Origin of the sequence: Liquorilactobacillus oeni DSM 19972, from assembly GCF_001436275.1 — a bacterium.
GTDB classification, from domain to species: domain Bacteria; phylum Bacillota; class Bacilli; order Lactobacillales; family Lactobacillaceae; genus Liquorilactobacillus; species Liquorilactobacillus oeni.
Map to the genome: position 1 here is coordinate 49,955 of NZ_AZEH01000034.1, position 26,992 is coordinate 76,946.

Below are 26,992 nucleotides of genomic sequence, written 5' to 3' on the forward strand. Positions count from 1 at the left end.
GAGAAAGTAATGGATTTATACAGCCCGATTATTATCAAATTTTCGTTAGGAATCTTATGTTTAGTACTGCAGATCAATTTGCTAGGTAAGGGAAACCTCGCACCTATAACAGCCATGGATCAAGTTCAAAACTATGTACTTGGCGGTATCATCGGCGGAGTTATTTATAATGATGATATTTCAACCCTGCAATTTGTGATGGTATTACTAATCTGGACTTTGCTTGTACTGATTATGAAATTCCTAAAAGAACATAACCGTTATGTTAAAAACGTAGTTGATGGAAAACCACATGTTTTAATCAAGAACGGCGTAGTAAATGTTAATGAGTGCTTGCGCCGCGGAATCTCAGGCAATGAATTGATGTTTCGCTTACGCAGCCATGAAATATATGAACTCAGTAAGGTCAAAAGCGGAATTTTGGAACAAAATGGACAGCTGGTTGTAATCGAATACGGTTCAGAAAATATTCGCTATCCAATCATTGTCGATGGACAGGCAAATACTGATGTCCTTGAACTGATAGATAAGGACATGGAATGGCTTGAAAAAGAAGTTAAAAACCGAGGATTCGAAGACTTAAGTGATATCTATTTGGGGGAATATAAAAATAAGAAGCTTCATCTAGTTCCTTATGAAGAAAAATAACGTATTAGTTCAATATTGAATTGAAATTGCAGCATAGCAAGCCCGCCTGTTTTGAGTACTTTAAACTCTAAAGGAGAACATACTATGAAAATCAAACCACACTTATTTATCTTACTGTTATTTTCAGCTCTTTTGCTGACCGCTTGCAGCGTAAACAATGCTCAGCAAATTAAAACTACAGCTGATTCTTCTAAAAACAGTCTTAAAACAAATAATACGCAAAATAAAGCAGCTTCTTCTGAAAGGGTTAAAAATAAAAAAGGCCTTTGGAATACGGAAAAGGCTGTTCTTTTGCGGAAATTTGTAAATCAATGGCAACAGGCAATGAAACAAAACTATACTAGTTATTCTCCTCGTAACAGCGTTTCCTTTTATGGGGTAAAGTTTCCAGCCGAACTAAAAAAAGGACACATTGAAGTAAATAATGATAAATCTACTCTAGAGTGGTCTGAGACCGGACGCGGAAATAAGGAGTACGAAGTAGTAGCCGTTTACAGTGACATAAATGCAGACTACACCACGAATAAGCATCTTTACTTATTTGCCTTTCACCATGGCAGACCAGTCGTATTAATCACTCAGCAAAATCAAGAAACAGTTGATAAAATGCTTTATTTTAAACCTACTCAAAATAGCGACCTGCAAGCTGGTTTCAGCAACATTGCTGCAGAAAAAAACTCTTCTGCTTCTCCAAACAGCACTTTAGGTCAAGAACTTGTCCCCCCCGTTTTGCAGCATACTTGGTACCACTATGATGAAAAAGGAATTCTTAATAAGGTTACCTTTACCAACAATACATTGGTTATTATCTCAAATGGTGTCCAAAGTACTAACTATATTCGCAAAAACTCTTATAAAGATTCTGAAAATAATAAACAGCATTCAAATTGGTTACGTCTAAGCAATATAACAAAAGACGGAGTTTCTTATCTTAATTTAAGAGGCTGGAATCAAACTGCGGGTGCCGGAAGCTATTTTGGCGTCAAACAGGAAAGCTATGGAGATAAATTTTTCCCCGTTTTGATTTTAGCCAACGGGGCCGGTATCTGGTGTAATAACACTTACTATACTTCTTCTGCATTGGCTGCTGAATTAAAGAATTATGAATTTAGCGATATTGAATATTATCAATAAAAATATTTAAAAAAATGTGTGATAGCAATTGAGAGCTCTTCGATACTAACGGTGAACTGCAAATATCATCAGCTTCGAACTATGAATAATTAGTGAAAGTATAAAGGCTGGTTAGGTAAAAGTACAAGATAATACAAAGAGGCTGAGTCAAAAGTTATATTTTGGCTCAGCCTCTTCTACGCTCTTGCGGCTGCCGTATTAACGTGTTTCAATAGTCAGTTTTTTCCCCACTTAACCACGAATTACTCATAGTCAAATTCAGACCATGCTCGTAATTTGCAGTTAATGCTCAAAGTCTGATGGCTATTGGCACACTTCCCTTTTAGACTTTTTCATCTGAAATAAGCTTTTCGTGCTGAGTAACTTTTCCTAAACGTTTTTTATCTTTTGCAAGTAATAGCAAGAAAATTGCTTCAATTGCAGTCATTGCTGCAATCCGTGAAAAATAATATTCGGATTGAAGTACTTTTTGCCGAACTGCTGTTGTTAAGTGCAGATCAGCCTCCAATGCAATAGGAGAATCTGGCCGATTCGTAAGCGCCAATACTTTGAGCCCATTTTGATGTGCCGCTGCAATCTGTTTTAAAAGTACTCGAGATTCTCCTGAATTAGAAATCACTAATAAAACATCGGCTGTTTTTAAATTAAGTGTCTGTGCAATTGCAGTCTGCCATGACTCGGCACAGATTGTCAACACCCCTAATTGGTTGAAACGATAGGCAGCATCAGCAGCAACGGGAAAAGTATTTCCTACAGCTGATACTTGCAAAACACGTGCTTTTTCAATCATTCGCAGTGCCCTTTTAATGCTGCTAGTTGAAAAATTAGCCAATGTACTGGTAATTTCTGCAATTTTATTATCCTTAATATTTTCCAGTGAGTTTTGCAGATCGTCAAAATCGACATCTTTATAATAGCTCGTTTCATTGCTTGCTACCCTTGCCAAAGCGATCTTTAATTGATGGAAACCCGCCAATGATAAGTTCTTGCAAAAACGAGAAACAGAGGCTTCACTGACTTTTGCTTCAACAGCTAATTCTGAAATTGTATAATTTACAATCACTGCTGGATTTTGCAAAATAACTTGCGCTATTTTTTGGTCAGATTGAGTCATATTATTAATATTGCCGTAAAGAGAATCAATTATATTTTCATTATTTTCCATTTTTCCCCCAACTTTAAAAAACGACTAGCCGTGATCAGGCAATTAATACTTAAGTATGCCAATTAACTACATCCTTTTCTTCTTTCTAAAAGCAACAATTCAGATTAAAAATATATTCTATGAAAATTACTTTCTTTACCATACAAAATAAGAAATAAAAGTTAAGACTAACTTATTATTTATTTTTAATTTTGTCAATTTTACGTTTTACTAGTTGACTAAATTTAAAAGTAGCTGTATTCTCTATTTGTAAATAATTTTCATTTATTTACAAATAGAGAAAATATATTACAAGAAGGTGAAGGCTATTACTGCAGTAACTGATAAGGCACTAGAATTGATTCAACCTCGGATGACAATCCTTTTGGGAGGCGGGAGCAATGTAAAGCAACTTGCAATACGTTTAGCAACACTCCCAGATTTAGACCTTACTATCTGTACCCCTTCTGAATTAACCCGTCGCAGTTGTTTGCAACTTGGGCTTAATATTTCAGAACTTGATCAAATAAAACGTATTGATATAGGCTTCGATGGCTGTGATAGCGTTGACTTGCAGTTTCGTGCATTAAAAAGCAATGGCGGTATCCATACGCTTGAAAAGATTTATGCTCAAGCTGCAACCCGCTACATTATTTTGACAAAAACCGAACGTTTAAGCTCACAGCTTGACCCTAACATACCCTTAACGCTCGAGGTAATTCCTGCAGCCGTCCCTACACTTTGTCTTCAGATAAAAAAGTTAGATTGCAGTGTAACACCAAGAATGGGTACTGCAGTAGCAAGCCTAGCACGCACCCCTAATGGTAACTGCCTACTCGACTGTTATGAAAAAGAATGGTCTGATATTACAACACTCAACGATAAAATTAGCAGTTTAAATGGTGTAGTCGGCACTTCTTTATTTGAAGATTACATCACTGACGTATATGCACTTAATCCAGACAACACAATTAAAGAAATTAAGAAAGGTGAGGTATTATGAAAAAATATAACTGGGGTATGATCGGTACTGGTTGGATTGCACATGAGATGGCAGATGCTTTAAATAAAGTCAATGGTGAAATTTATGCTGTGGCTGATATAAACAAACAAAAGTTAGCAGAATTTGCAGCCGCCAAAAGTATTCAAAAACAGTATACTGATGCAGATTCAATGATAGCAGATCCTGATGTTGATATTATCTACATTGCAACTCCGCATACTTACCACTATGAATACATTAAAAAAGCTTTAAACGCTGGTAAACATGTTTTTTGTGAAAAGGCGATCACTGTCAATGCCCATCAATTTGACGAAGTACAGCAACTCGCTCAAAAGAAGGGATTAATCTTAACTGAAGGTTTTACGCTCTATCATATGCCGCTCTTTGCTAAAGTAAAAAAGTTAGTCAACGATGGTAAATTAGGAGAGGTTAAGCTTATTCAAGTCAACTTTGGAAGTCTCAAAGACTACGATCCCAACAATCGCTTCTTCAATAAGAAACTGGCCGGAGGTGCTTTACTAGATATTGGCGGATATGCAACGGCTTTCGCCCGTTCTTTTCTAACAGAACAGCCTAATACGGCATTGACAACAGTTAAGTTCTTTGAAACAGGCGTTGATGAACAATCTGGAATCATTTTAAAAAATTCTCAGGAACAGCTTGTTGTCATGGCTCTTTCGATGCGTGCTAAACAGCCCAAGCGAGGTGTGGTCTCTGGTACTAAAGGTTACGTAGAAATTGAAAACTATCCGCGTGCCACTGCCGCAAAGATTACTTATACTGAGGATGCACATACGCAACATTCAGAAATTCTAACGGCCGGAGACGGCACAGAGGCACTCTGCTATGAGGTACAGGATATGCAGCGCTATATTGAAAATGGGCATGATGACGGCCAATTATCAATTTCCCACGATGTAATCCATATTTTGGATAGCGTTCGTACACAATGGGGCATGCATTATCCTTTCGATTAGACTGCAGTAAGAGCTCCGTTACAATTTTATTTAAACAAATATTTAAATGTCAATGTTATAATTGTTCAAAAAGGACGTTTAACCTGAATGATTACTATTGGCTTAACGACTTGGAGTGAACATCAGTATCTGCTTAAAAATAAGACACGACCTGTTACTTTAAGTGAATACGCTGCACATTTTCCGACTGTCGAAGTTGATACTTCTTTTTATGGAATCCCACAAAAGACAACGATTCTAAAATGGCAGCAGCAAGTACCTTGTTCTTTTCAGTTTATTATTAAAGCAAATCGTGCTCTGACTGGTCACACAAATGAAAAATTAGACATACTGCAGCTTAAAGAGCGCTTTAGTCAATTTGAAAAAGCACTTCAACCTTTAGTAAAGGCGCACCAACTTAAAACTATTCTGTGTCAATTTCCGCCTTTTTTTGATGCTACAAGAAAAAATGTTGCGTACTTGAGGTTCTTTCGTAATCAGCTGCCTAACTTGCCACTGGCACTTGAGCTGCGCAATCAAAGCTGGTATATTCAAAAAAATCGTAGCTCTTTAATTTCCTTTTGTAAAAAGCAGCATTATACTCTCGTAGCTGCTGATGAGCCCACACAGGAGAATGCTTCTGTGCCCTTTTTCCCAGTAGCTACAACCTCTGAATTGCTGGTAATGCGCCTTCACGGACGCAACCAAAAGGGATGGTTCAATCCAGGAAAAGAATGGCGCAAGCAGCGCACATTATACCGTTATAATTCAAAAGAACTTCTTGAACTCAAAAGAAAAATTGAAGTATTGCAGTCAAATGTAAAAGAAATCTGCGTTATTTTTAACAATAATTCAGGTGGCGATGCTGCTCCAAACGCACTTGAACTTAAACAGCTATTAAAAATTGATTTTCCAGATTTAGGTCCTCTTCCACCTGAACAAACAGAACTCTTTTAAATCACAAAAAAGCTGGGCTAAAACTTATGTTTTGGTCCAGCTCTTTTGTACACTCTTGCACTTCTTCTATTAATGTATTTCAATAGCCTGCCTTTTCACTTAACCACAAGTTGCTCAAAATCTAACACCTATTAGCACACTCCTTTTTGTAATCAACTTGTGACGTCTGTTTAATCCAATTCACAAACCAATTTTCTTAAAAACCAGCTTTACCGTTTTTTTAAGAAAAGCACTATAAGAAAACAAAATAATTGCTGCTATTTTCAGATTTTTTATACAACAAAAAACAGTCCAGCAAGATAAACTTTTTTCACTAACAAGCTACTTAAATTCTATCTTTTTTGATCTAACTAATCTAACTATCGACTTCTTTGTTTCCGCTAAAATCGACAACTTTATCAATTATCTCACTGGACTGCTGTAGAATAAGGGATTTCCAAACTCTAACCTCTTTTCTAACTGCCTTCCGACAGCTCTTTTTACCCGACTATCATGTAAACATGATGCCAAGCTTTCGATTATAGCGTTTGCTATAATCCCTTACACTCTGTATTATACACATTATTGAAGCCAATGCAAGCGTTTTCTATAGCAATGCTAAAAGTTCTTTTTATTCACACACAGGAGTGTGCCAATAGGCGTTAGGCTTTGAACATCAACCGCAAATTACGAACATAGTCCGAATTCAACTATGAATAATTCGTGGTTAAACGGAAAAGACTGACTATTGAAACACATTAATATGGAAACTGCAAGAGTGTACAAAAAAACTGAGCCAAAACATAAGCTTTGACTCAAGTCCCTCTTTCACTCACATTAATTGTTACATCTATTAGCAAGAGGAGCAAAAGAAAAAATCTATCCTCCCAAATAAGCTTTTTGCACAGCAGGGCTTGCTAACAGCTGTGCCCCAGTTCCTTCCATTTTTATTTCCCCAGTCGCTAATACGTACCCACGATCAGCAATCGAAAGAGCCTTTTTAGCGTTTTGTTCAATCAACAAAACTGTAGTTCCACGATTTTTAATAGCTTTAATAATTTCGAATATTTTGTTAATGAAAATTGGGGCAAGTCCCATTGAAGGCTCATCCAGTAAAAGTAATTTTGGCTTTGACATTAATGCTCGACCAATAGCAAGCATCTGTTGTTCGCCACCTGAAAGAGTGGCTGCATCTTGATCTTCACGTTGTCTTAAAATTGGAAATTGGGAATAAACTTCTGTAAACAGCTCTTTGACCTGTGTGCGATCCTTCTGCAAAAAAGCTCCCAACTGCAAATTTTCCTTTACCGACATCCCTGGAAAAATATGTCTTCCTTCAGGTACATGTGAAATTCCTTCTGCTACAATATGCGACGCTTTTTTATGCTTTAAATCTTTTCCAAAGTAACTGATTGTTCCTTCAACTGGTTTTAAAAGGCCAGAAATAGTTTTTAAAATTGTCGTCTTTCCGGCTCCATTAGCTCCGATTAATGAAACAATCTCTCCTTCATTAATTTCAAAACTAACTCCCTTAACAGCCTTAATTGCCCCATAATTTACTGCAAGGTCACTAACCTTTAATATCATCATTTCACCCCTCTTCCCCTAGATATGCTTTAATGACTGTTTTATTCTGTTTTATCTCTTTTGGTGTCCCTTCTGCCAGTAAGGTTCCTTGATCCAGAACATAGATTCTTTCTACCAAATTCATTACTAATGACATATCATGTTCAATTAAAACAACAGTAATGTGAAATTGCTTTTGAATTTTACGTATCAGTTTTGCCAAAGCAGCAGTTTCTTCCGGATTCATACCCGCTGCGGGTTCATCAAGAAATAAGATTTTGGGACTCATTGCCAAGCCCCGCACTATTTCCAATCGTCTTTGAAGTCCATAAGGCAAATTACATGCTCTTTTATGCATATCTTTATCAAGATCAAAAATAGCTAATAGGTTACGAGCTTTTTTAACAATTACATCTTCTGTCTGATAGAATTTTGGAAAACGTAAAACTGCTTGCAAAAATCCTTCCTTGTATTGGTTAGTCATTGCAACAAGTACGTTGTCCAAAACGGTCATGTCTTTAAACAACCGAATATTTTGAAAAGTTCGTGCAAGTCCCAGTTCTGCAATTTGGTAAGCCTTTTTATGATTTAAAGAAATCTTTTTTCCTTCTTGATCAAAAGTAATTGTTCCAGAACTTGGAGAAATAACCCCAGTCAACATGTTAAAAAGTGTAGTTTTCCCAGCACCGTTTGGTCCTATTAAAGCAATCAGTTCGTCACTGTTTATCTGCATGGAAACATCGGAAACCGCTGTTAAACCACCAAATTTTTTCACTAAATTATTCACCTTAAGTAAGGTTGTCAAATTTACACCTTCCTTCTTTTCAATGAAGCAAATAATCGTCTGATTGAGAACTCCCATGTTCCCAATAAACCAGAGGGCTTGAAGACCATTATTAAAATTAAGGCTACTGCATAAATCACCATGCGCAAAGTTCCAAAATCTTGCAAGATAGTGTCTAATACGCCCAGCACTACAGCTGCAACAACGCTGCCGGTAATACTGCCGACTCCGCCAAGAACTACGATAATCAGAATTGAGATAGACTCCATAATTCCAAAATCGTTTGGCGCAATCGTCTGCAAATATGAAGCATGCAAACCACCAGCAATTGCCGCCGTAGCTGCTCCCAAAACAAAAGCTGCCAACTTCCACCTAGTAGTATTAATCCCCATAGACTCTGCTGCAATCTCATCATCACGGACAGACATAATAATTCTTCCACCGCGGCTATTAATAAAATTAACAACAACGATTGTTGTTACGCACATCGTAATGTAAACGAAGGGCCAAGTCGCAAATTGCGGAATATTAAACATTCCAGCTGGCCCGTTAGTAATTTTTAAATTGTTGATAATAATTCGAATAATCTCAGCGGCTCCCATCGTTGCAATCGCCAAGTAATCACCTTTCAAACGCAAGGTTGGAATTCCAACAATCACAGCAGCGATTATCGCTATAATAACCCCGACCACTAATGAAAGATAAAATCCCCCAACAGTATCAACTTGCTGCGTTATAATTGCAGCTGCATAAGCACCAATTGCCATAAAACCCGCATGTCCCAGTGAAAACTGCCCAGCAAATCCGATAATCAGATTCAGACCCGTCGCTAAAATAACATTAATCCAAATCGTAACCAGCATATTTTCAATAAAGCTATCAATTATGCCCACCATTACTAGTATATTTACTAGATAAAAAGCTGCCGCCATAACGATAAACCAGCAAACATTATATTTTAAATTTGCTTTCAAAATAATCACCTAAACCTTTTCTTTTACATTCTTACCAAAGATACCAGTAGGCAATATCAGCAAAATGACGATTAAAACCACATACACCACTGCATCCTTGTAAGCTGACAGCCCAACCGACTGTACAAGTGTTTCCAACAAGCCAATCAAAAAACCTCCTAAAGACGCACCCGGAACTGAGCCGATGCCTCCTACAACTGCTGCTACAAAAGCTTTAATTCCTGGAGTCATCCCCATCAAAGGATCAATTGAGTTATAATACAAGCCGATCATCACTCCAGCTGCTCCAGCCAATGCGGATCCCAGTGCAAAGGTAAAAGAAATGGTTAGATTAGGGTTGATGCCAACAAGTTGAGCAGCATCGTTATCGACTGAAACAGCTCTCATTGCACGCCCCATCTTGGTATACCTAATAATTAATTGTAAAAGGAGCATTAATATACATGCAGTAGCTAAAATTTGAATTTGAATATTTGAAATTCTGACTCCTCCAATATTGTAGTTAACTTGTTTAACAATTTGAGGAAAATCACGAGCATTCGAACCGAAAAGATATGCCATTCCATTTTCAAGGAAAAATGAAACACCGATTGCGGTAATCAGTGCAGTGATCCTGGGAGAATGCCGTAGAGGTCTGTATGCAAAGTACTCAATAATAACACCGCTTAGCCCGCATATTACCATTGCCGATAACAATGCAGCTATAAAATTAAAATGCCAAACATTAATTACGTAATATCCCCAAAAAGCACCTAGCATATAGATGTCACCATGCGCAAAATTAATCAGTTTGATAATCCCGTATACCATTGTGTAGCCCAAAGCCAGCAATGCATAAATGCTGCCCAGTGACAAGCCATTAATTACCTGTTGAAAAAATGTCTGCACTTTTTTTCCTCCTCATCTACTCGCAAATTTCAAATATGCCGTCATAGTAATTATTTGATCTCTTTGGCAGCACTGACTTTCCCGTTTGTTAACGTCTCAACAACAATCGGTTTGTTAGCATTGTGTTTACTGTCTACAGTAATGTGTCCTGTTACTCCATCAAAATTCTTTATTTTAGCTAACCCTTCTGCAATTTTCACAGAATCAGCAGACTTTTCAGTTTCAATAGCCTGTTTTATCATATTAACTGAATCGTATGCCAAAGCTGAAAAGGTTGGTGCTTCTTCGCCGTAACGTGCTTTATAATCTTCCATAAATTTCTTTGCCGTATTCTTTTGGTTTGCAACACGTGTTGAAAATGGTGTTGTGTAATAAATGTTTGAAGCATTTTCACTACCGGCAATTTGCGCCAACTTAGGATCAGCCATTCCGTCGCTGCCGATAATCGGTACATTAATTCCTGCTTGCCTTGCTTGCTTTACAATCAAACCGATTTCTGAATAATATCCTGGTACATAGATGGCATCAATTTTCTTATTTTTGAAGGATGTCAAAATTGCATTATAGTCTTTGTCACCTTCTTGGAAATATTGCGAAGCCACAATCTTTCCCTTATAGGACTTTTTGAAAGCTTTAGCTAATCCTGTTCCATAATCACTGGAATTATCTGCCAAAACTGCAACACGTTTTGCTTTTAAATTTGTATATGCAAACTTGGCTGCTGTTGATCCTTGAAAATTATTTTGGTAGCAAGCCCTAAAAACATAATCCTGTACCTTACCATTTTTTTGCAAAGTATAATCAGGATCTGTTGCAGAAGGACTGACGCTGGGAACAGCTCCTTTAGTAATATTAGGTATTTGAGCCGTTCCTGCATTAGTTGTAGCGGGCCCTACAATCGCATTAACCTTATCTTTATTGACTAATTGGGCAGCAACAGAAGCAGCAGTACTTGTAGATGTTTTATTATCACGAATAACCAAAGTAACCTTTTCTTTTTTCCCGTTTACGTTGATTCCGCCTGCCTTGTTTATTTTATCGACGGCCAGCTGAATACCTTGTTTCTGTGAGTTGCCATAACCGGCTGCCGCACCAGAAAGTTCCATATTCACACCAATTTTAATTGTCTTACCAGCAGGATTCCCTTTACTTGCAGATTTAGCAGTACTGCATCCTGCAAGCATACCTGCAACCACCATAGCTGTTCCGAAACTCATTATTTTTTTGAATGCCTTTTTTTCCATTCCTACTCCTACTTTCCTTTTTATAAATTTTAATGTAATAAACGTTAAATGCTAAAATTGCTTTTTAATTAAAAATTATCACCTCGTAATCATGCTACAGAAAGTAAGACTTTTCGTTTAAGTTCAAACTTAGTTTCCAAAAATTCTCAACAACTGTGCAATTTTTTTCAAACAAAAAACCTCATTCTTTAACGAATGAGGTTTGAATTCTCTTAGTAATCAAGCCCCATTATTAAAGACAAATAAGGGCTCGATCAATTAGCTAAATCAGCTGGCAGTTAAACCGCAGAATTAACTAATATCGGGTCCTTTTTCTTTAGTAGTAGGGCTAAATCTTGTTGGATAGCGACTACTCTATGTTTAATTAATTTTAAAAATGTTCTTTTCATAATAGTAGCCTCCAATCAAGATTTAATGTGAATAACGATAGTATAATGGAAAGTTAATTTTTCGTCAATCTTTTTTTTAAAAACATAGTTTTATGCTAAAAATACAAAATATTCCTAAGTTTTGACAAGATTGCCCCAATAGTCTTTTTCCAAACGCTCTTTTTATTTTTAAAATACATTTAAAAAAGCTTTTGTGGAAAACGTTTATTTTATTCCATGACATAGATATGGTATCTTGAATATGGATAGTCTCTTTTGCTCTAATTAAGAAAGGATGGAAATTATGGCATCAAATGACGAACTTGAAAATCGTTTAGACTCAAGCCTTTATGGTACACCTCAGTTAAAGCCTGATGAACAGCGGCATTATCTGGGTACTTTCCGTGAGCGGGTAGCATTAACACTCGATTTTAAAGAAGTTAAAAACTCTGATTATTTAGAAATACTAAAAAAAGAACTTGAAAGCCACCCAGAATATCATTTATTGATAAATGGAAATGTCCCTTCCGGTTCTTTTTCCGCACTGATCAAAATCTCTCGTCAAACTAATACAAATTTTGAAACAGTGGCAAATAATACTACGAATTCTGAAAGTGAACTTGCTGCTGTTGTGGCAAGCAAAGACACTGCTCTTAACCTTAGTAATGTGGATGTCGCGCATAAGAACTAAAGTTGCGGACACAGCCCAGTTTAGGCTTGCCACTGGCATATGTTAACACAGATAGCACAAGAAAGAGAGTGTGACATAAGTCGGTAAAATTTGAGTACTAACAAGAAATTACGAACATAGCGAGTAATTTGCTATGAGTAATTCGAGGGTAGACGGAAAATTTTGACTTATGGAACACGTTTATAGGAGCTAGGTTAAAATTTCACTTTTGACCCAGCCCCCTTTTTTGTACACTCTTGCAGTTGCTAACGTGTTTCAATAGTCGTTAATCATACTAATTTCAGCAATTAAATAAACTGCATCGTTTTTTTATGTTTGGCAACAAACAACGTAACACTGAAAAAGAACAGAATAAATGCTAGCAAAACAGTTAAATTCGTTAAAACAATTTGAATATTTTTAACTTTTTGAATACTAGAAATAGTCTCCACCACCCAATATTGCGGCATAAACTTAGCAATGTGCTGCATGAAATCAGGCATGATAGCAAGCGGGATCACAGTTCCCGAAAGCAACGAGGTAATAGTGTAAGAAAGAGTCTGGAGTGCATTACCAGTTCCTCGTTGATTAACTGCCAACCCAATCATCATAGAAATAATTACTGCCATGAGTGAAAATACTTCAAGTATCCCAAAAAGTGTTAAATAAGGAATCCCCGCATTAATGTTAAAGACATACTTCATAAGCAAAGTAGTCAAAACTGTCTCTACTGTACCAATAAGCAATGCAGATAATGCAGTCCCCCAAAGATATTCATTTTTCGTTAAAGGAGTAGTCAACAAGCGATAATAGACATGATTAGCTCTTTCATTTTGAATTACATCTCCTGCAAAATCAGCGATGTTATACAGCATCATCATCATTAAAAAACCAATAATCTGGGTTGTCAGCATATTTTTACTTTCCTGATCATTAGTGTTACGTTGCTTTATAGTCAATTGATTAGCTTTTACATAATTTTCACTTTTTTTAAACTCTGCGGTATCTTTGCTTATTCTTTGTAATCTGACCACTTTAGAAATTGCAGCAGCAAGCAGCATTTTACCCTGCTTTTCAATTAAATCGCCCTGCAGACTTTTGATAGAAATTCCCTTTGGTTTCACATTTTTCAAGCTTCTATTACTGCCTTTTTTTAAATAAACAACTGCATTGACGTCGTTATTTGAAAGTCCATCATCGGCTGCTGCTCTCGAAGGATATTCCTTAAGTTTGATATTTTTCTTTAAAAACGTGATAAGTGCATTCGTATAAGTACCCTTATCTTCATTTACTATACCAAATGAAATATTATTAGTGTAAGAAGTGGTGCGTTGATAGCTCGAAAAATAGATAAAAATTGAAATAAATGGAATAAACACTACTAAAAACAGTCTAACTGGATGCTTTTTCCAAGATTTTAGCCTTAATTTAAATAGCCAAGTAAAATTTTTCATGCTGTCATCCCCCTCCAATGGCTTATGCTTACACATGCAGCAATCAAAAGACTTGAAAGTGCCAACAGTGCCCAAATCGGCCATGCTGCCGTTGCAATCTGGTTAGAGTAAACCATCTCTCGCACTGAAACCAAAACCCAACCAACAGGCGAAAACAGTGCTTGGGTTTTTGAAACAGGGAAATATGCACCACCAAAGAAAAGGAACGTCTGAACAACAATATTAGCAACTGTTGTAACACTTTTGGCTCCTTTAGAAAAAATGTCGATCGTAATACCAAGAAGCATTGCAAACATTATTAGACTCAGGAAACTGAAAAATACCAGGACAACATTTTTTCCCCAACTAACGGTAAAGAACTTATTAACCACGACCATCAACAAGGCAAGCGAACAAGCACGCAATACAAAAGAGCCGAAGAAATTGCTGATTATAATTTGGCTTCGTGGAACAGGCGAAATGTACATTCGTGCCATAGTTTTCCGTTCACGTTCATCAGAAAAAAGCCTTGTTCCTATTATCATAGTCATCAAACAGCTCAAAGCAATCATCGCAATTGCATAGTATTGAAATGAACTCGGCTGTTTAATTCCATTGGTTTTTTCACTCTTAACAGTTTTTGTATAGTCAGGCACTCGTTTATCCAATTGTGCTGGATCCTTCGTTATATGCAGAAGGGCTGCATTTACAGCATATTCTTCCGTAAACCCTTGAAGGTGTGCAGACAAAATACTGCTTTGCAATATATCGGGATTATTTGAATAAACCGTGAGTACCTTTTTGTTAATAACTGTCAAAGCCGTTTTATTGCCTCGTTTAACCTGTTTCAACGCAGATTCTTTATTTGTGATCTTATTGAATGAAATGTAACGCGAGTCCGCAGCGGCGGCAAAATTACTAAAAGCTTCAGCAACAGGCTGATGCGCTTTAGGTATCTTATAAACAACACTGACCTTTTTGATCTTTAATGGTGTATCGTTGAACGCATTTGTCAATACATTTCCTAAAACCAGCATCATTGCAAGCGGAAAGAACAACAGCCAAATATAGGTTCCAAAACTGCGTGACTCAACTAACAACTGCTTTTTTATAATTATCCAGTTCATTTTCTCACCTACTTCGAATCCCTTAGTTTTCGGCCAGTCAGCATTAAGAAAACATTTTCTAGATTAAGTTTATCCTGGGTTACCATTTTGATAGCAGCTTTTTCATCAACAAGTACCTTCAAGATATCATCTAATGGATTCTTTTCAGAATCAGCCACAACTTGCAGTACTTGTTCCTTAATTTCCACTGACTGTACTCCGCTGATCACTTGAATTCTTTTCACGTTTATCCTCTCAGGATAGGCAATTTCAATATTGAATTTTTGCGTGTCAGTAACTAAACTAATCAGTTCATTTTCACTGCCATAGGCAATCATTTTCCCATGATCGATAACGGCAATCTTATTACTAATTCGTTCAACCTCTTCCATATAATGAGTTGAATATATTATTGTAGTTCCACGTTTATTAAGGGCTTCAATGATTCCTAGAATAAAATTACGTGATTGCGGATCAATCCCAACAGTTGGTTCGTCCATGACTATCAATTGAGGTTCATGTACGATTGCACATGCAATATTTAATCTGCGTTTCATCCCTCCTGAAAAATTGCCGGCTTTTTCTTTTGCGTTTTTCTCAAGTGCCACAAAACGCAAAGCCTGAAGACTCGCAGTTTTCAATTTTTTCCCCCGCAAACCGTAAAGTCCGCCAAAAAAATTGACATTTTCTATAGCCGTCAAATCTTCGTAAATTGCAATTTCTTGCGGTACCATTCCAATCTTACTGCGTACCTCATTGCTCTTATGCGTCGCGCTTTCACCGAAAAGAGTGATCGTGCCGCTAGTTTTATTCATCAGGTCCATCATCATATTTATCGTAGTTGATTTGCCGGCGCCATTTGGGCCTAAAAATCCTAATATGTCGCCCTTTTTAACTTTAAGCGAAAGATTGTCAACAGCAAGTTTTCCACTAGGAAACTTCTTCGTTAATTCTTTAATTTCCACAATATTTTCCATCATTTACCCCCTTTTTTGTATATAAATAACTATATTCTCTTTAAATTTTGGTAACCAGTGTATTTTCTCACTTTTAACCCATGAGTTTTCTCATGACTTACTGATTGGAAGCAGCATATTTAATTCAAAATTGTTAGTGGTATCCACAATAAGCTGTCCTTCGATTTGGGCTAAACGTTGTTCCATACCTAAAATTCCTAACCCCTTTTTCACATTGACAGGAACGTCACCGTCGTTGGAAAACTTGAATTGAATGATCTCATTGAAAACATTCAGTTCGACCTCTACTTGGTTGGCATGTGCATATTTAATTGTATTTGTTAAAGTTTCTTGCAAGTTTTGCAATAGTATCTGCCACTGCAACGGTGTAATCATACCCAAATCCCCATGAAATTTTTTGACTGTTTTAATCGCATAATTGCTTTCAAAATCGGCCAGTTCAAGCTGTAATTGCTGCCAAGAAAGACGGGAATGACTTGGAGCCGTTGCCTTAAGTATCTGCCGAATTTCTTCAATTCCGGTGCGGCTGATTTCAGTTGCTTGCTCTAGCAGCCGTTTCGCTTTTTCAGGATCCTGTTTTAGTAAAATCTGAGCAGCTTCAAGCTGTATTAACCCACCAGTTAAACTGTGCCCCAACTGATCATGAATCTCATGCGTCAGCCGATTTCTTTCTTTTAACTCTGCCAATTCTGTTTGTTGTTTGGCTTCATTGCTAACAGTCAATAATCGTTTGCTCAAGTGCGCAATCTGCAGTCTTCTTTTAAGTAAATTCGATTCTTGGTTATAAATAGCAGCATAATAATTATTTTGTAGGGCTTCAAAAAAATAGACCAGCAGACACCAGAAAAAAGCAAAGAGTTGTTCTCTCAGTGATATTTGTTTGTCCAAAAAAATCAAAAAAACCGGAAGGGTACACCAAATCATCCCAAAGTTTTTTTTTAAGTTTTTAAATTCAAAGTGAAAGAGTACATTTCCAAATAAGAGCCAAAAAAGTTTTAAATGCAGGATAGCCAAAATAACGAGTGCCACTTGCGTAAAATGAAAATAAATTTGATTTTTTTTAAAACTTGCAGTAATAAAACTCAAGCTAAGATAAAGCAACGAAATCAAAAGGGTCAGCACAGCAGCGGTACTGTGCAGGGGATAAGTAAGCACTGTTATAGTACAAATTAATAGGCTGCTAAAAACATCTGTCATTACCTTATAACCATTCATTTATTTTCAAATTCACCTCGTAAATAGTAAATTGCAACTTGAGTTCGGTGTTTTAAGTTCAGCTTGTGTAAAATAAGCGAAATCATGTTATTTACAGTTCCTTCACTCAAAAAGAGCTTACGGGCAATTTCTCTATTCGTCAAACCTTCTGCAATAGCTACGACAGTCTCTCGTTCCCGTGGGGTCAACTCCGTTAAAGAAGCTTTTTTCTTAGGAACTTCAAGTTGTTTACGAATCCGCTGCCAAATCTCTTGCTGAATAATGCTCTGATTCTCAGAAACTGCTTTAATTGCTTGGATAATCTGCTCGGGTTTAGTGTTTTTTAGAAGATAACCAACAGCCCCATTAATAATTGCTGTAGAAATATATTCATCTTCATCAAAAGTCGTTAAAATAATTACCTTTGATGAAGAACTTTCTGTAATAATTTTTGTAGCTTCAACTCCATTCATGCCATTATTCAATCGTACATCCATCAAAACTATTTCAACTTGATTATTCTGACAGTAATCAATAGCAGCTTGTGCGTTATTCACAACTTTCCTCACTTCAATATCTGGTTGCGTATTCAGAATAATCTGCATCCCGCTAGTAACAAATTCGTTATCATCGCATATCAAAATACTAATCATTTTAATGCCTCCTTTTTGTTTCTAGTCTGATTCTTAAGAAAATTTGTGCTCCAAAGCCATAACCAAATCTGGCACTATAAAAGGCTTTACCTTTTCTACCTGCAATTGCTGCTCAGAAAAAACTGAAATCCCTCGTGCACGCAGCGACTGTGTAAAAAGTCCCATACCGCTTTTTTTCTTCCCGCTAAAACTGCCATCATAAACTTTATCCACCCCGCAAGTAGGACTGTTATCTTTCAAAAAAGCTGCACAAATATCATTTTGAGATACAATTTTCATCGCCATTGAAACACCATAGACAAATTGTGCAGTGACATCATTACCTTCTTTTTCAAGTACATGTGCTTTTTTCGCAAACACTTCTGCGGCAGAACCGCCGTTGATTTCTGCTGATTGTCGAGGAATACCAAAACCGGCAAGTATTTCGGGACACATCGTTATTGCTTGCCCATTGATCAGCAGCCATTTTGCCAAATCATTTTGTGCATTAGTTCCATTGTAGCGAACATTAAAACCTGCAAGGCAGGCGCTTAATAAGATCATTTTTCTTTTCTCCCATTTCTGTTACCGCTTAAATAATAATAAATCTTCCTACTAAAATAATAACGTAAAAAGGGACTGAACCGCTATGTAAAATAAATATGTTAATCATAAAACTCTAATTGAACTGTGTATATCAATAAGCAATCCAGTATTTTAAAATAATCAGTATGATTATTTATTGCACAAAAAAGTTCACAATAAAATTTATTTTGCTATAGACCCTTTTGTATTGCTCAATTAATTGAAGTCTTCGCATCAATTTTAATAGGAACCTTAAATGACTGCTTTGGAGCAAACTTCGTTTTTTAGCCATATTTTTAATTATGCTCACAGAACTGTATTGGAGTTTTATCTTTATTCAAAATAATAAAAAAGAGCATACAAAGGTTCTATAAATAAAAAGTCTTATCACTATAAGAGGCAGAGTCAAAAATTTGGTTCTGCCTCTTTATATTTTCAGTTCTTTGCACTATCCTAGTTTATTCTGCAATCCGTTTACTGCTTACCTAAAGTTAGCTATTCTAGAAATTCATTTGTTTTTATTTTTTCATTTCAGGTGTTAAAATGTACGCGTTACCAGGGGGTAGCAAAAAAATAGACAGATTAGGGGGGTTAATATAGTGAGATAAAAACATAGTAAGGTTCAGGAAAAACGCACTCAGTAGTGATGTTGGGACAAATAATGCAAGCGCTTAACTATGTATGAAAGTGGGTGAAAAAGGGTAACCAGTCAAAAGACACACAAACTAACAAATATACATTAAAAATACTTTTAAGTGGATAAAGATAAAAGTCTACACGTTTTATGGTAAAGGAGAGACAAATTTTTGACAGAAGAGAATAGAGTTGCTGTTGTTACAGGTTCTGCTGGTGGTTTAGGAAGAGCAATTGCACAGCGTTTGGCACAAAATGGATTTAAAGTCATGCTGCATGATATTAATAAAGACCTGCTTAGCAAGACAGTCAAAGAATTTGAACAAGAAGGCTTTAACGCAGCATATTTTGTAGGTGATGTCTCAAAAAAAGCTGACCAAGAAAAATTGGTTAAAACAACCGTAGAAAAATTTGGTCACTTAGATGTTTTCATCAACAACGCGGGGGTTGAAGCTGTTGGTCCCTTCTTAAAGATTGGCGAAGATGAGCTCCAAAAATTATTTAACGTTAATGTCTTTGGAACTGTATATGGAACACAAGCAGCTGCTGAACAATTCATCAGACAAGACACAAAAGGAAAGATCATCAATGCTTGCAGTATTGCGGGGCACGAAGCTTATGCTATGCTGGGTACTTATTCAGCAACCAAACATGCAGTAAGAGCATTTACTCAAGTAGCTGCAAAAGAATTAGCTGCCAAACATGTTACTGTGAATGCATATTGTCCAGGAGTAGCCAAAACTAAGATGTGGAACCGTATTGATGAAGAAATGGTCAAAGCTGATCCTTCATTAAAACCAGGCGAAGCCTTTGATAAATATGCTTCTGAAATCGCTTTGGGAAGGTATGAAAAGCCTAGAGATGTTGCCAATTTAGTAAAATTTTTGGCTTCAGAAGATTCAGACTACATCACTGGACAGGCTATCTTAGTCGATGGCGGATTGGTTTATCGTTAAGAGGTACCACTTTTGTAACCATCGAAATTAATCATAAAAGCCCCTTTTTGTTTGACAGGAAGGAAAATGAACCACATCTGCCAAATCAAAAAGAGACTTTTTTTATAGAAATAAAATTTCAGTAAAAATACTTTTAACGACCTATTTATCGGACCATAATTTTATTTTCTTTCTATAGCTTTATTTACGATAACAAAATAAAAATTTTTCAAATACTATTATTAATATCATCGACCAATTTGCTTGGATTTTGAACGCCCAATACCAATCGTGAATAACTTTCGTTTTTTAATTGGACTACAACAGGCTTATTCGGCCTTTTGATGTTAAAGAATGTTTTTTCTCCATTTTTAGTAAAAGTACCTGACCAATATCCGGGCATTGCTGTTCCTGGTGCCTTTATTCCTTTACGTTCATTTAAAATTCCTTCGTCAATAGACGCACCCATAACATTGATTAAGGCAAACTCCAATCTTCTCTTTAATGAAGCTAACTTATTAATACCTTGAGGTACTACAATTAATTTTTCAGCTGTTATTTGAACCTTGTTTTCCATACTACTGTCCCCCTTCTATAATTCCGCCATGTTTTAGTAATTGAAGTCCTATTAACTCAGCAACATTTGCACTTTTGTTTTCTTTATACCATTGTTGTACTATGTCACGTACCATATTATTTCTTGGAGCTACTTCTAACATCGCTATTATTAAAAGTCCCCAGCTAACTTGGTTATTTTCTCCTTTCAAACTTAGTTTTAAAGCAGAAACAAACATACCTTGTTTGCTTCCGAATGTGCTATAAAGACTTCCTCTAAGTAACCCTGTACACTTTACAATGTCGTCTAATGAGGTTGCGTTAAAACCGTACTTTACAAATAATTTTCCTATTTCAGCGAGTACTTGTTCTTGGTTAAATTTTTTATTTCTTCCCATAATCTTATGGTACTCTTTTTTGACCAAACAGTCAAAAATAAAAAATCTTCTACTAAATTCTTCATTATTATTTATCATTAAGAGTTAATAACCTGTAATTTTTCAGGCTTAGTCGAAAAATGCCTGAGTAAGCACACAGTCCAGCTTTAAAATATAAAGTTTCTGGCAAGCTGTTAACTTTCGTCTATTAAAATTACAATTCTAATAATAATTTTAGCTTATATTTACTAATATATGTATTTATTACAACTATCTTCTTAACCTCTCATTATAAATATCTTATAGGTTGCACATCATTTGATTTATAGTGTGTAAGCGTTACACTGATAATAGCGTATGAAAATTAAACAGTTATTTAAAATAAACGCGGACAGGAGCTGATTTTAAATTAAATCAATTTATAATTAGACAGACCAAAATACTTCACCGTTAAACAGCAAAAGCTGATTTTTTCGGAACATTCGAGCGGAGGTTATATCTATGAACAATGAATCAATTAATAAAGTACAAGTAGTTGATAAACGCCTTAAACTAAAAGCTGCTGCGGCAGCTGCTCTCATCTCCGGTGCGCTTTTTACGGTACCAATAAAAGCTGATGCCGATACAACAAATTGGACTGCTAATTCACCTCAACAAATCGCAAGTCAAATTACTAATATGCAGCAACTGTATACAATTCACAACGGGGACACATTATGGGGTATTTCAGAGGCTTTAAAGGCTAAGGGATCAAACATTAGTGTCGCTCAATTAGCTGCAATTAACAATATCCCTAATGAAAATTTGATTTATACCGGTAATTCACTTAAATTCGCCGGTAAAACGATTGTAGTCCCGCAGCAGCCTGCAAGCAACGAGCAGTCAGCAGCACAACAATCAAGCAGCAGTCAAGCTAACTCGGCATCAAGTTCTGATCAAGTTGATAAATCTGCTTTAGAAGCTAAATTACAAGAAGCTAACAAGTATCTTTATACAAATGGCGTATATACTGAGCAATCTCTAGAAAATTTGCGTAATACAGCTTATCGTGGTAACGGTATCATTAAATCTGATACAGTTTCTCAAACTGATGTTACTAATGCTATTAATGAAATTACTAATGCTATTAATGGTTTGCAGGAAGCGGCATTAGTGGTCAATAAACAACCACTGGAAACCAAATTGCAAGAAGCTAACAAGTATCTTTATACAAATGGCACATATACTGATACTTCCCTGCAGAAATTATCTGATGCAGCCGTTCAAGGAAACGGCGTAATCAAAGCCGCCAACCCAACACAGCAAAACGTCACCGATGCTGTTGCTAAAATTGACCAAGCAATCAATAACTTACAAAAAATTCAGCAACAAGCTGTTAATAAAACTCAGCTGCAAGCTAAGATAGGACAGGCCGAAAGTTATTTAAAACAGACTGATGTTTATACATCTGATTCACTAAATAACCTGCAAATCAGTGTTCAAAAGGGCCACAGTACTATGACTTCTGATGAGGTTACACAAGCTGCTATAAATACAGCAACTGATAATATTCAAAATGCAATCAACGAGCTAGTTAAGAAATAAGTTTTAAAAATAAAGGGTTCTAAAGTATCAGTTAATAATTGGAAATTATGATTTTCCATAAAATAGATGATGCATTCTTGGCGATACCGGAGAGTGCGCCAAGAGTCGTTAGGTTTTAAGCATTAACTGCGAATTACGCATATAGTCTGAATTTTACTACAAGTAACCTCGTGGTTAAGCAGAAGGAGGCTAACTACTGAAACACGCTAATTCATCTATTTCAGGTTAAAGCAAAGAGGCTGGGTCAAAATTCATATTTTGATCCAACTTCTTTTTATCTGATAAAGCTATTGCAGCAATTATTGCAGTTTCTTTAAGGAGAAATTCGCTTCATTTACATATAACTTCAGAATATGTTATGTAGAAACTTATATCAAAATGAAAATTGCAATACTTTTACTTGCATTCTTCATACAAATAATCAGCTTTGCTAAAATAATCCGGTTTCAGTAAACTGTTTTATTATCAATCAAGTACATAGTTTTTCTTGAAAAAGAATAGATAACATGCCCTACTCTGCAAGAACAACTAGATCGACAACCTTAATTTTAGAATTTTGTTATTTTATAACTTGGTATAATATTTAATAATATCAGCTAACCAATTAAATAAATAGTTAATTTATTCTAAAATATTTTCCGAGTGAAAATTAATTTTTAGACATTAGAAACCGAGACAGAACATCTTTTATGTATTAAATTTTTCATAAAGGCAAATGCATTATTTCAACTAATATTTCTAGAAATATTAATTTCATTTTTTTAAATGTTCAAGTCATTATTTTCTTCAAAAAAAGATTCCAATTTAAGCATTTACTAGATATACACAAAACTAGTCGAGTAACTACAAAGGTTTGCCACTGAAAAAAAAGTTGAATGTTTTTATATGGATTATTTATTCAAGTATTCGATCATAGCTATAATGGTAGTTTTTTGTGCGTTTTCATTTGGTAATCTGAGTTCCATCTTTTACCTAGTACTGTTTATAACTACTACACGCTTTCACTTCTGCGTTTTGATACAAAGTTATCCTTAATATGGCACAAACAAAATGTGTGCCGCAAGGGCACACATAAAAGCACCTTTAGAATATTTTATTACTAAATATTTGTATTGTGCTTCTCATAGTCAATAGCACAAAATATAGTAAATTTTATATCAAAAATCAGAGTAATAATACTTTATTTACTACAATAATCCACCGCCATCAACTGCATATGTTTGCCCAGTGATAAAATCAGCAGCGGAACTAGCAAGGAAGTCTACAATGTTAGCAATATCGTTTGGCTTTACTGTTCTGCCTAATGGAATTGTACTAATAAAGTCTTTTTTATTTTGACCAATAGGCTTGCCATTAATCTCGGACATTTTTTTGTCAATTTCATCCCACATTCCCGTAGTACCAACAACTCCTGGAGCGTAAGCATTCACAGTGATATGGTCTGGTGCAAATTCATTTGCAGCTGCTTGAGTAAGACTGCTTACTGCTGCTTTAGTTGCTGAATAAGTAGCCCAAACAGGAAATGCTCGCATACCAGCAATTGACGATGCATTTATAATTTTTCCATGAATACTCAATTCTTTGAACTTCTTTGCTGCTGCTTGGATCCCATAAGCAACACCAAAAACATTAACCTTAAAACTTAGCTCCAGGTCTTTAGGATCAATATCTTCAAATTTATCTACTTTAGCAATACCCGCATTGTTAACCATTACATCAAAACCATTTAGTTCTTTAGCAACTGTATCAATAGCACTAGCAACGTCAGTTTGATCAGTTACATCTACTGGAACAAAGATTGCCTTTTGACCATTTTCTTCAATCTTAGCAATAACTTCTTTTGCTTTTGAGGCTTGTGGTTCAAGATCAGCAATCGCGACATCAAAGCCGTTTTTTGATAGATGGTCAGCAATTTCGGCCCCTATTCCTTGAGCAGCTCCAGTGATCATTACAACTTTTGACATGATAAAACCTCCCATCTTTGAATTACTTTTCAAAAATAAAAATTTACAACTAGACCATAGCATACATTATTAGACAATGAAAGCGTTTATATGTTTTTTTAGTTGCTTCACTATGATATTCAAAAGAAATTTAAAAAGTTTAAAAATAAACATGATATGCAAGCAGCTATCTTAATATTTCACACAATTTATTGCATTAAACCTTCAATTAAATTAATAAATCTGATGAATAACCTAGATTTTTGATTTGTGATAAAATGCTATTAAAATTTAAGGAGATGATGAACTTGCTGAAATATTTAATCTTTGGACTCGAATTAATCGCGTGTTTCGTATGGTTAAAATTCGGTGCAAAATCATTATTAACTGGAATCATTGGGGTTTTAGTAATCATTTTAATCTCACAAGGTCTCCACATACTATTAAAAGCCAGATAAGAGTTTATTCCGCTAATAATTTTCGTTAGTTTTATAGAAATATTTTTTCTCGTTTGCTAACTCCACTGGCAAGACCACCGTATTATCAAAAAAGTTGGCTCGACCTAGACAAAATAAGATTGGAACATTGGTTAAACAAATTAATCAAAATTTTAAAGGCTAGTATTGACTCAAACAGCCAAGTTAATTACTCTAATCATTAAGGATTATTTTGTAATAATTAGTATAAAACCAAAATTTGAACAAAAAATCAGACAAAGTGCTTTTATTTTACGGTAATCTAAATACAATAAAAAACGTCAAGCTCGCAGACATGTTCACGGCGCTTGATTCAAAAAGACACATTGTTAAAAAGTATTTTAAAGCTGATCAGCTCATTATTGAGTAGACAGAAAATTTGCTGATTACGTAAATGACCATAAATATCATACAGAAGGAACTAACATAAATGACTAAAACTAAAATAAGTTCAATTTTATATCTACTTGCAGGATTTCTCTTTCTATTGTCAGCCTTATTTGACAATTTTAAAGCTACCATTGTTGCACTTGGGATTCTTTTCACTATGCTTGGTGTTACAAAATTAATAAGAAAAGGATAGGATAACCTTACCAACTATAACTGACGCTTCCAGCTACACAAACTCTTTGAGTTCTTCTTGAGCTTTTTCACTGATCTTCTCTCATTTTTCTTTCAAAACGGATATAGATCAGCATTTACCTAACAGCAAAGATATATTAAAAAGTTAGCTGTTGATTTGTTTGAAATTCAATCTAAAATTTGGTGATTATTAATTATTCTTGCAAAAGAATTTGACCACTTTTATTTGTGTACTGGTATTGATTAACAATTTTGACTTTCAAATTCCAATATAAAAACACCTTTTGATTGTATTTTCAGTTTTTTAAACTTATACTTATTCTTCCGCTTATTAATATAGCAAGACATTGTTGCGATTTATAGCTCCTAGATAAACATTTTTTCAATTAGGGATTATTCTTTCAACGTTTTTGAGAAGCTCTTTATCGTTTATAAACCGTTAAGATATAAAGACATACTCTCAGAAAGATCAGAATTCTATTTGGACAGTACTAAATTACTCAATAACGTTTATAGGATCTTTTGCCAAATATTTTTTTAAATTATTTATCGTAATATCTAATAATCTTTCTCTTGTCTCAAAAGGAGCCCAAGCAATATGTGGAGTAATATAACAATTTTTTGCTTTTAATAAAGGGTTCTCTCTGTTAATAGGTTCTTTTTGAACTACATCTGTTGCCAAAGCGTAAACTCGATTATTATTTAAAGCATTAGCCATATCGACTTCGTTAATTAATTTTCCCCTAGCTGTGTTTAACAAAATAACATTACTCTTCATTTTTGCAATAGTTGTTTTATTAATTAGGTTTATTGTTTCTGGTGTCTGAATTACATGCAAACTAATCACATCCGATTGTCGTAAAAGCTCATCTAGAGATACTTGTTTAATCCACTTTTCAGATACATTTTTTAAACGATGATTATAAAAAATAACGTTCATAGAAAAAGCATGCCCTAACTTAGCAACCTTTTGTGCAATATGACCATAGCCAATTAAACCTAGTGTTTTGCCTTTTACTTCAAATAATGGTTTATCCCAAAAAGTGAAATCGGGAACTTTTGACCATTTATTATCATGAACCAGTCGATTATGAAGCCCGACCTGGCCAGTCACTTCAAGTAATAGGGAAAAAGTAAACTGTGCCACTGCGTCACTAGCATAGGTAGGGATATTAGTAACAACAACATTATTTTTATGGGCGCTATTAATATCAACAACATCATAACCAGTTCCCATAATACCGATATAATTTAAATTGGGAGCCCTGCTTATAACGTCGTCATTTAATGGTGTCTTGTGTGTGATTACAATTTCAGCGTCATCGATTCGTTTCAAGATTTCATTTTTATCATCAACTGGTGTTCGATCATAAAAGGTACAATCTCCCAATTGATTCAATAAATCCCAATTTAAATCTTTATTTAATCCATAACCGTCTAAGAGTATAATCTTCATAAAATAACCTCCATTAGCTTTGCTCTAAGTGTACAACAGAAAAAGCAAAAAAAGATAATCATGATTTTATAGTGGTAATATAATGGCGACAAAAAAAGCCTTGCGACAACAATACTTCCAATGCAGAATAGTTTAAAGTGGTAACAATATAATGATGTTTTCAGAATCAAAACTATAGACCATAACTATTTTACTAGACTTATTGATTA

Annotated in this window: 24 protein-coding genes; 8 read left to right on the forward strand and 16 right to left on the reverse strand. The window is 35.3% G+C overall.

Annotated features, from left to right (window positions below; all coding sequences use genetic code 11):
• Nucleotides 1-9: 9 nt before the first annotated feature.
• Together FD46_RS04225 and FD46_RS04230 are read left to right on the forward strand one after the other, a co-directional pair.
• On the forward strand, nt 10-648 hold the full coding sequence (locus tag FD46_RS04225) for a DUF421 domain-containing protein (RefSeq protein ID WP_057895943.1): 639 nt from the start codon (nt 10-12) through the stop codon (nt 646-648).
• A gap of 84 nt (nt 649-732) precedes the next feature.
• Complete coding sequence (locus FD46_RS04230; protein WP_057895944.1) at nt 733-1,782, forward strand: DUF4767 domain-containing protein; 1,050 nt, start codon at nt 733-735, stop codon at nt 1,780-1,782.
• A gap of 322 nt (nt 1,783-2,104) precedes the next feature.
• Here FD46_RS04230 and FD46_RS04235 read toward each other — a convergent pair whose 3' ends face one another.
• A complete protein-coding gene (locus tag FD46_RS04235; protein ID WP_057895945.1) occupies nt 2,105-2,947 on the reverse strand; it encodes a MurR/RpiR family transcriptional regulator in 843 nt (280 codons plus the stop codon).
• 298 nt (nt 2,948-3,245) lie between these two features.
• Here FD46_RS04235 and FD46_RS04240 point away from each other — a divergent pair, with 298 nt between their 5' ends.
• The 3 genes from FD46_RS04240 to FD46_RS04250 all read left to right on the forward strand — a co-directional run bounded on the left by FD46_RS04240 (nt 3,246) and on the right by FD46_RS04250 (nt 5,842).
• Nucleotides 3,246-3,929 (forward strand): ribose-5-phosphate isomerase A, encoded by a 684-nt coding sequence (locus FD46_RS04240; protein WP_235805560.1) that lies wholly within the window; start codon nt 3,246-3,248, stop codon nt 3,927-3,929.
• Nucleotides 3,926-4,906, forward strand: a complete 981-nt coding sequence (locus tag FD46_RS04245; RefSeq protein ID WP_057895946.1) for a Gfo/Idh/MocA family protein — start codon at nt 3,926-3,928, stop codon at nt 4,904-4,906. Before FD46_RS04240 ends, FD46_RS04245 begins: the two co-directional genes overlap by 4 nt.
• Nucleotides 4,907-4,993: 87 nt before the next feature.
• Nucleotides 4,994-5,842, forward strand: coding sequence for a DUF72 domain-containing protein (locus FD46_RS04250; RefSeq protein ID WP_057895947.1), 849 nt, complete (start codon nt 4,994-4,996; stop codon nt 5,840-5,842).
• 858 nt (nt 5,843-6,700) lie between these two features.
• Here the strand turns inward: FD46_RS04250 and FD46_RS04255 are convergent.
• From FD46_RS04255 to FD46_RS04275, 5 genes are read right to left on the reverse strand one after another with little or no spacing between them, the layout of a single operon-like run.
• Nucleotides 6,701-7,411: an ABC transporter ATP-binding protein gene (locus FD46_RS04255; RefSeq protein WP_057895948.1), complete on the reverse strand. Its 711-nt coding sequence runs from the start codon at nt 7,409-7,411 to the stop codon at nt 6,701-6,703.
• Between the two features lies 1 nt (nt 7,412).
• Entirely contained in the window at nt 7,413-8,192 is a 780-nt protein-coding gene (locus FD46_RS04260) for an ABC transporter ATP-binding protein (RefSeq protein ID WP_057895949.1), read from the reverse strand.
• 2 nt (nt 8,193-8,194) lie between these two features.
• Nucleotides 8,195-9,103: a branched-chain amino acid ABC transporter permease gene (locus FD46_RS04265; protein ID WP_157047091.1), complete on the reverse strand. Its 909-nt coding sequence runs from the start codon at nt 9,101-9,103 to the stop codon at nt 8,195-8,197.
• 51 nt (nt 9,104-9,154) lie between these two features.
• On the reverse strand, nt 9,155-10,033 hold the full coding sequence (locus FD46_RS04270) for a branched-chain amino acid ABC transporter permease (protein ID WP_057895950.1): 879 nt from the start codon (nt 10,031-10,033) through the stop codon (nt 9,155-9,157).
• A gap of 50 nt (nt 10,034-10,083) precedes the next feature.
• Nucleotides 10,084-11,277 (reverse strand): ABC transporter substrate-binding protein, encoded by a 1,194-nt coding sequence (locus tag FD46_RS04275; protein ID WP_057895951.1) that lies wholly within the window; start codon nt 11,275-11,277, stop codon nt 10,084-10,086.
• Nucleotides 11,278-11,949: 672 nt separating this feature from the next.
• Here FD46_RS04275 and FD46_RS04280 point away from each other — a divergent pair.
• Complete coding sequence (locus FD46_RS04280; protein ID WP_057895952.1) at nt 11,950-12,336, forward strand: YueI family protein; 387 nt, start codon at nt 11,950-11,952, stop codon at nt 12,334-12,336.
• A 287-nt stretch (nt 12,337-12,623) separates the two neighbouring features.
• Here the strand turns inward: FD46_RS04280 and FD46_RS04285 are convergent, their stop codons facing one another.
• From FD46_RS04285 to FD46_RS04310, 6 genes are all read right to left on the reverse strand, one after another.
• Entirely contained in the window at nt 12,624-13,769 is a 1,146-nt protein-coding gene (locus FD46_RS04285; protein ID WP_057895953.1) for an ABC transporter permease, read from the reverse strand.
• Entirely contained in the window at nt 13,766-14,875 is a 1,110-nt protein-coding gene (locus FD46_RS04290; protein WP_057895954.1) for an ABC transporter permease, read from the reverse strand. The genes FD46_RS04285 and FD46_RS04290 overlap by 4 nt, the downstream gene beginning before the upstream one ends.
• 8 nt (nt 14,876-14,883) lie before the next feature.
• The gene (locus tag FD46_RS04295; protein ID WP_057895955.1) at nt 14,884-15,831 is read right to left on the reverse strand and encodes an ABC transporter ATP-binding protein; all 948 of its coding nucleotides are present in this window, start codon (nt 15,829-15,831) and stop codon (nt 14,884-14,886) included.
• A 90-nt stretch (nt 15,832-15,921) separates the two neighbouring features.
• Complete coding sequence (locus FD46_RS10405; RefSeq protein ID WP_235805561.1) at nt 15,922-16,719, reverse strand: sensor histidine kinase; 798 nt, start codon at nt 16,717-16,719, stop codon at nt 15,922-15,924.
• A 323-nt stretch (nt 16,720-17,042) separates the two neighbouring features.
• Nucleotides 17,043-17,678, reverse strand: a complete 636-nt coding sequence (locus tag FD46_RS04305; RefSeq protein WP_057895957.1) for a response regulator transcription factor — start codon at nt 17,676-17,678, stop codon at nt 17,043-17,045.
• Between the two features lie 33 nt (nt 17,679-17,711).
• Nucleotides 17,712-18,221 (reverse strand): 2-thiouracil desulfurase family protein, encoded by a 510-nt coding sequence (locus tag FD46_RS04310; RefSeq protein WP_057895958.1) that lies wholly within the window; start codon nt 18,219-18,221, stop codon nt 17,712-17,714.
• Between the two features lie 827 nt (nt 18,222-19,048).
• Here FD46_RS04310 and FD46_RS04315 point away from each other — a divergent pair.
• Complete coding sequence (locus tag FD46_RS04315; protein ID WP_057895959.1) at nt 19,049-19,831, forward strand: acetoin reductase; 783 nt, start codon at nt 19,049-19,051, stop codon at nt 19,829-19,831.
• A 208-nt stretch (nt 19,832-20,039) separates the two neighbouring features.
• Here the strand turns inward: FD46_RS04315 and FD46_RS04320 are convergent, their stop codons facing one another.
• Both FD46_RS04320 and FD46_RS04325 read right to left on the reverse strand, forming a co-directional pair.
• Entirely contained in the window at nt 20,040-20,387 is a 348-nt protein-coding gene (locus FD46_RS04320; protein ID WP_057895960.1) for a PH domain-containing protein, read from the reverse strand.
• Between the two features lies 1 nt (nt 20,388).
• Nucleotides 20,389-20,841: a TetR/AcrR family transcriptional regulator gene (locus FD46_RS04325; RefSeq protein WP_235805562.1), complete on the reverse strand. Its 453-nt coding sequence runs from the start codon at nt 20,839-20,841 to the stop codon at nt 20,389-20,391.
• Between the two features lie 402 nt (nt 20,842-21,243).
• On the opposite strand from FD46_RS04325, the gene FD46_RS04330 reads away from it, so the two are divergent.
• A complete protein-coding gene (locus FD46_RS04330; protein WP_057895962.1) occupies nt 21,244-22,326 on the forward strand; it encodes a LysM peptidoglycan-binding domain-containing protein in 1,083 nt (360 codons plus the stop codon).
• A 1,187-nt stretch (nt 22,327-23,513) separates the two neighbouring features.
• On the opposite strand, the gene FD46_RS04335 is transcribed toward FD46_RS04330, so the two are convergent.
• Together FD46_RS04335 and FD46_RS04340 are read right to left on the reverse strand one after the other, a co-directional pair.
• Entirely contained in the window at nt 23,514-24,290 is a 777-nt protein-coding gene (locus FD46_RS04335) for an acetoin reductase (RefSeq protein ID WP_057895963.1), read from the reverse strand.
• Nucleotides 24,291-25,823: 1,533 nt separating this feature from the next.
• Nucleotides 25,824-26,783 (reverse strand): D-2-hydroxyacid dehydrogenase, encoded by a 960-nt coding sequence (locus FD46_RS04340; RefSeq protein WP_057895964.1) that lies wholly within the window; start codon nt 26,781-26,783, stop codon nt 25,824-25,826.
• Nucleotides 26,784-26,992 lie beyond the last annotated feature (209 nt).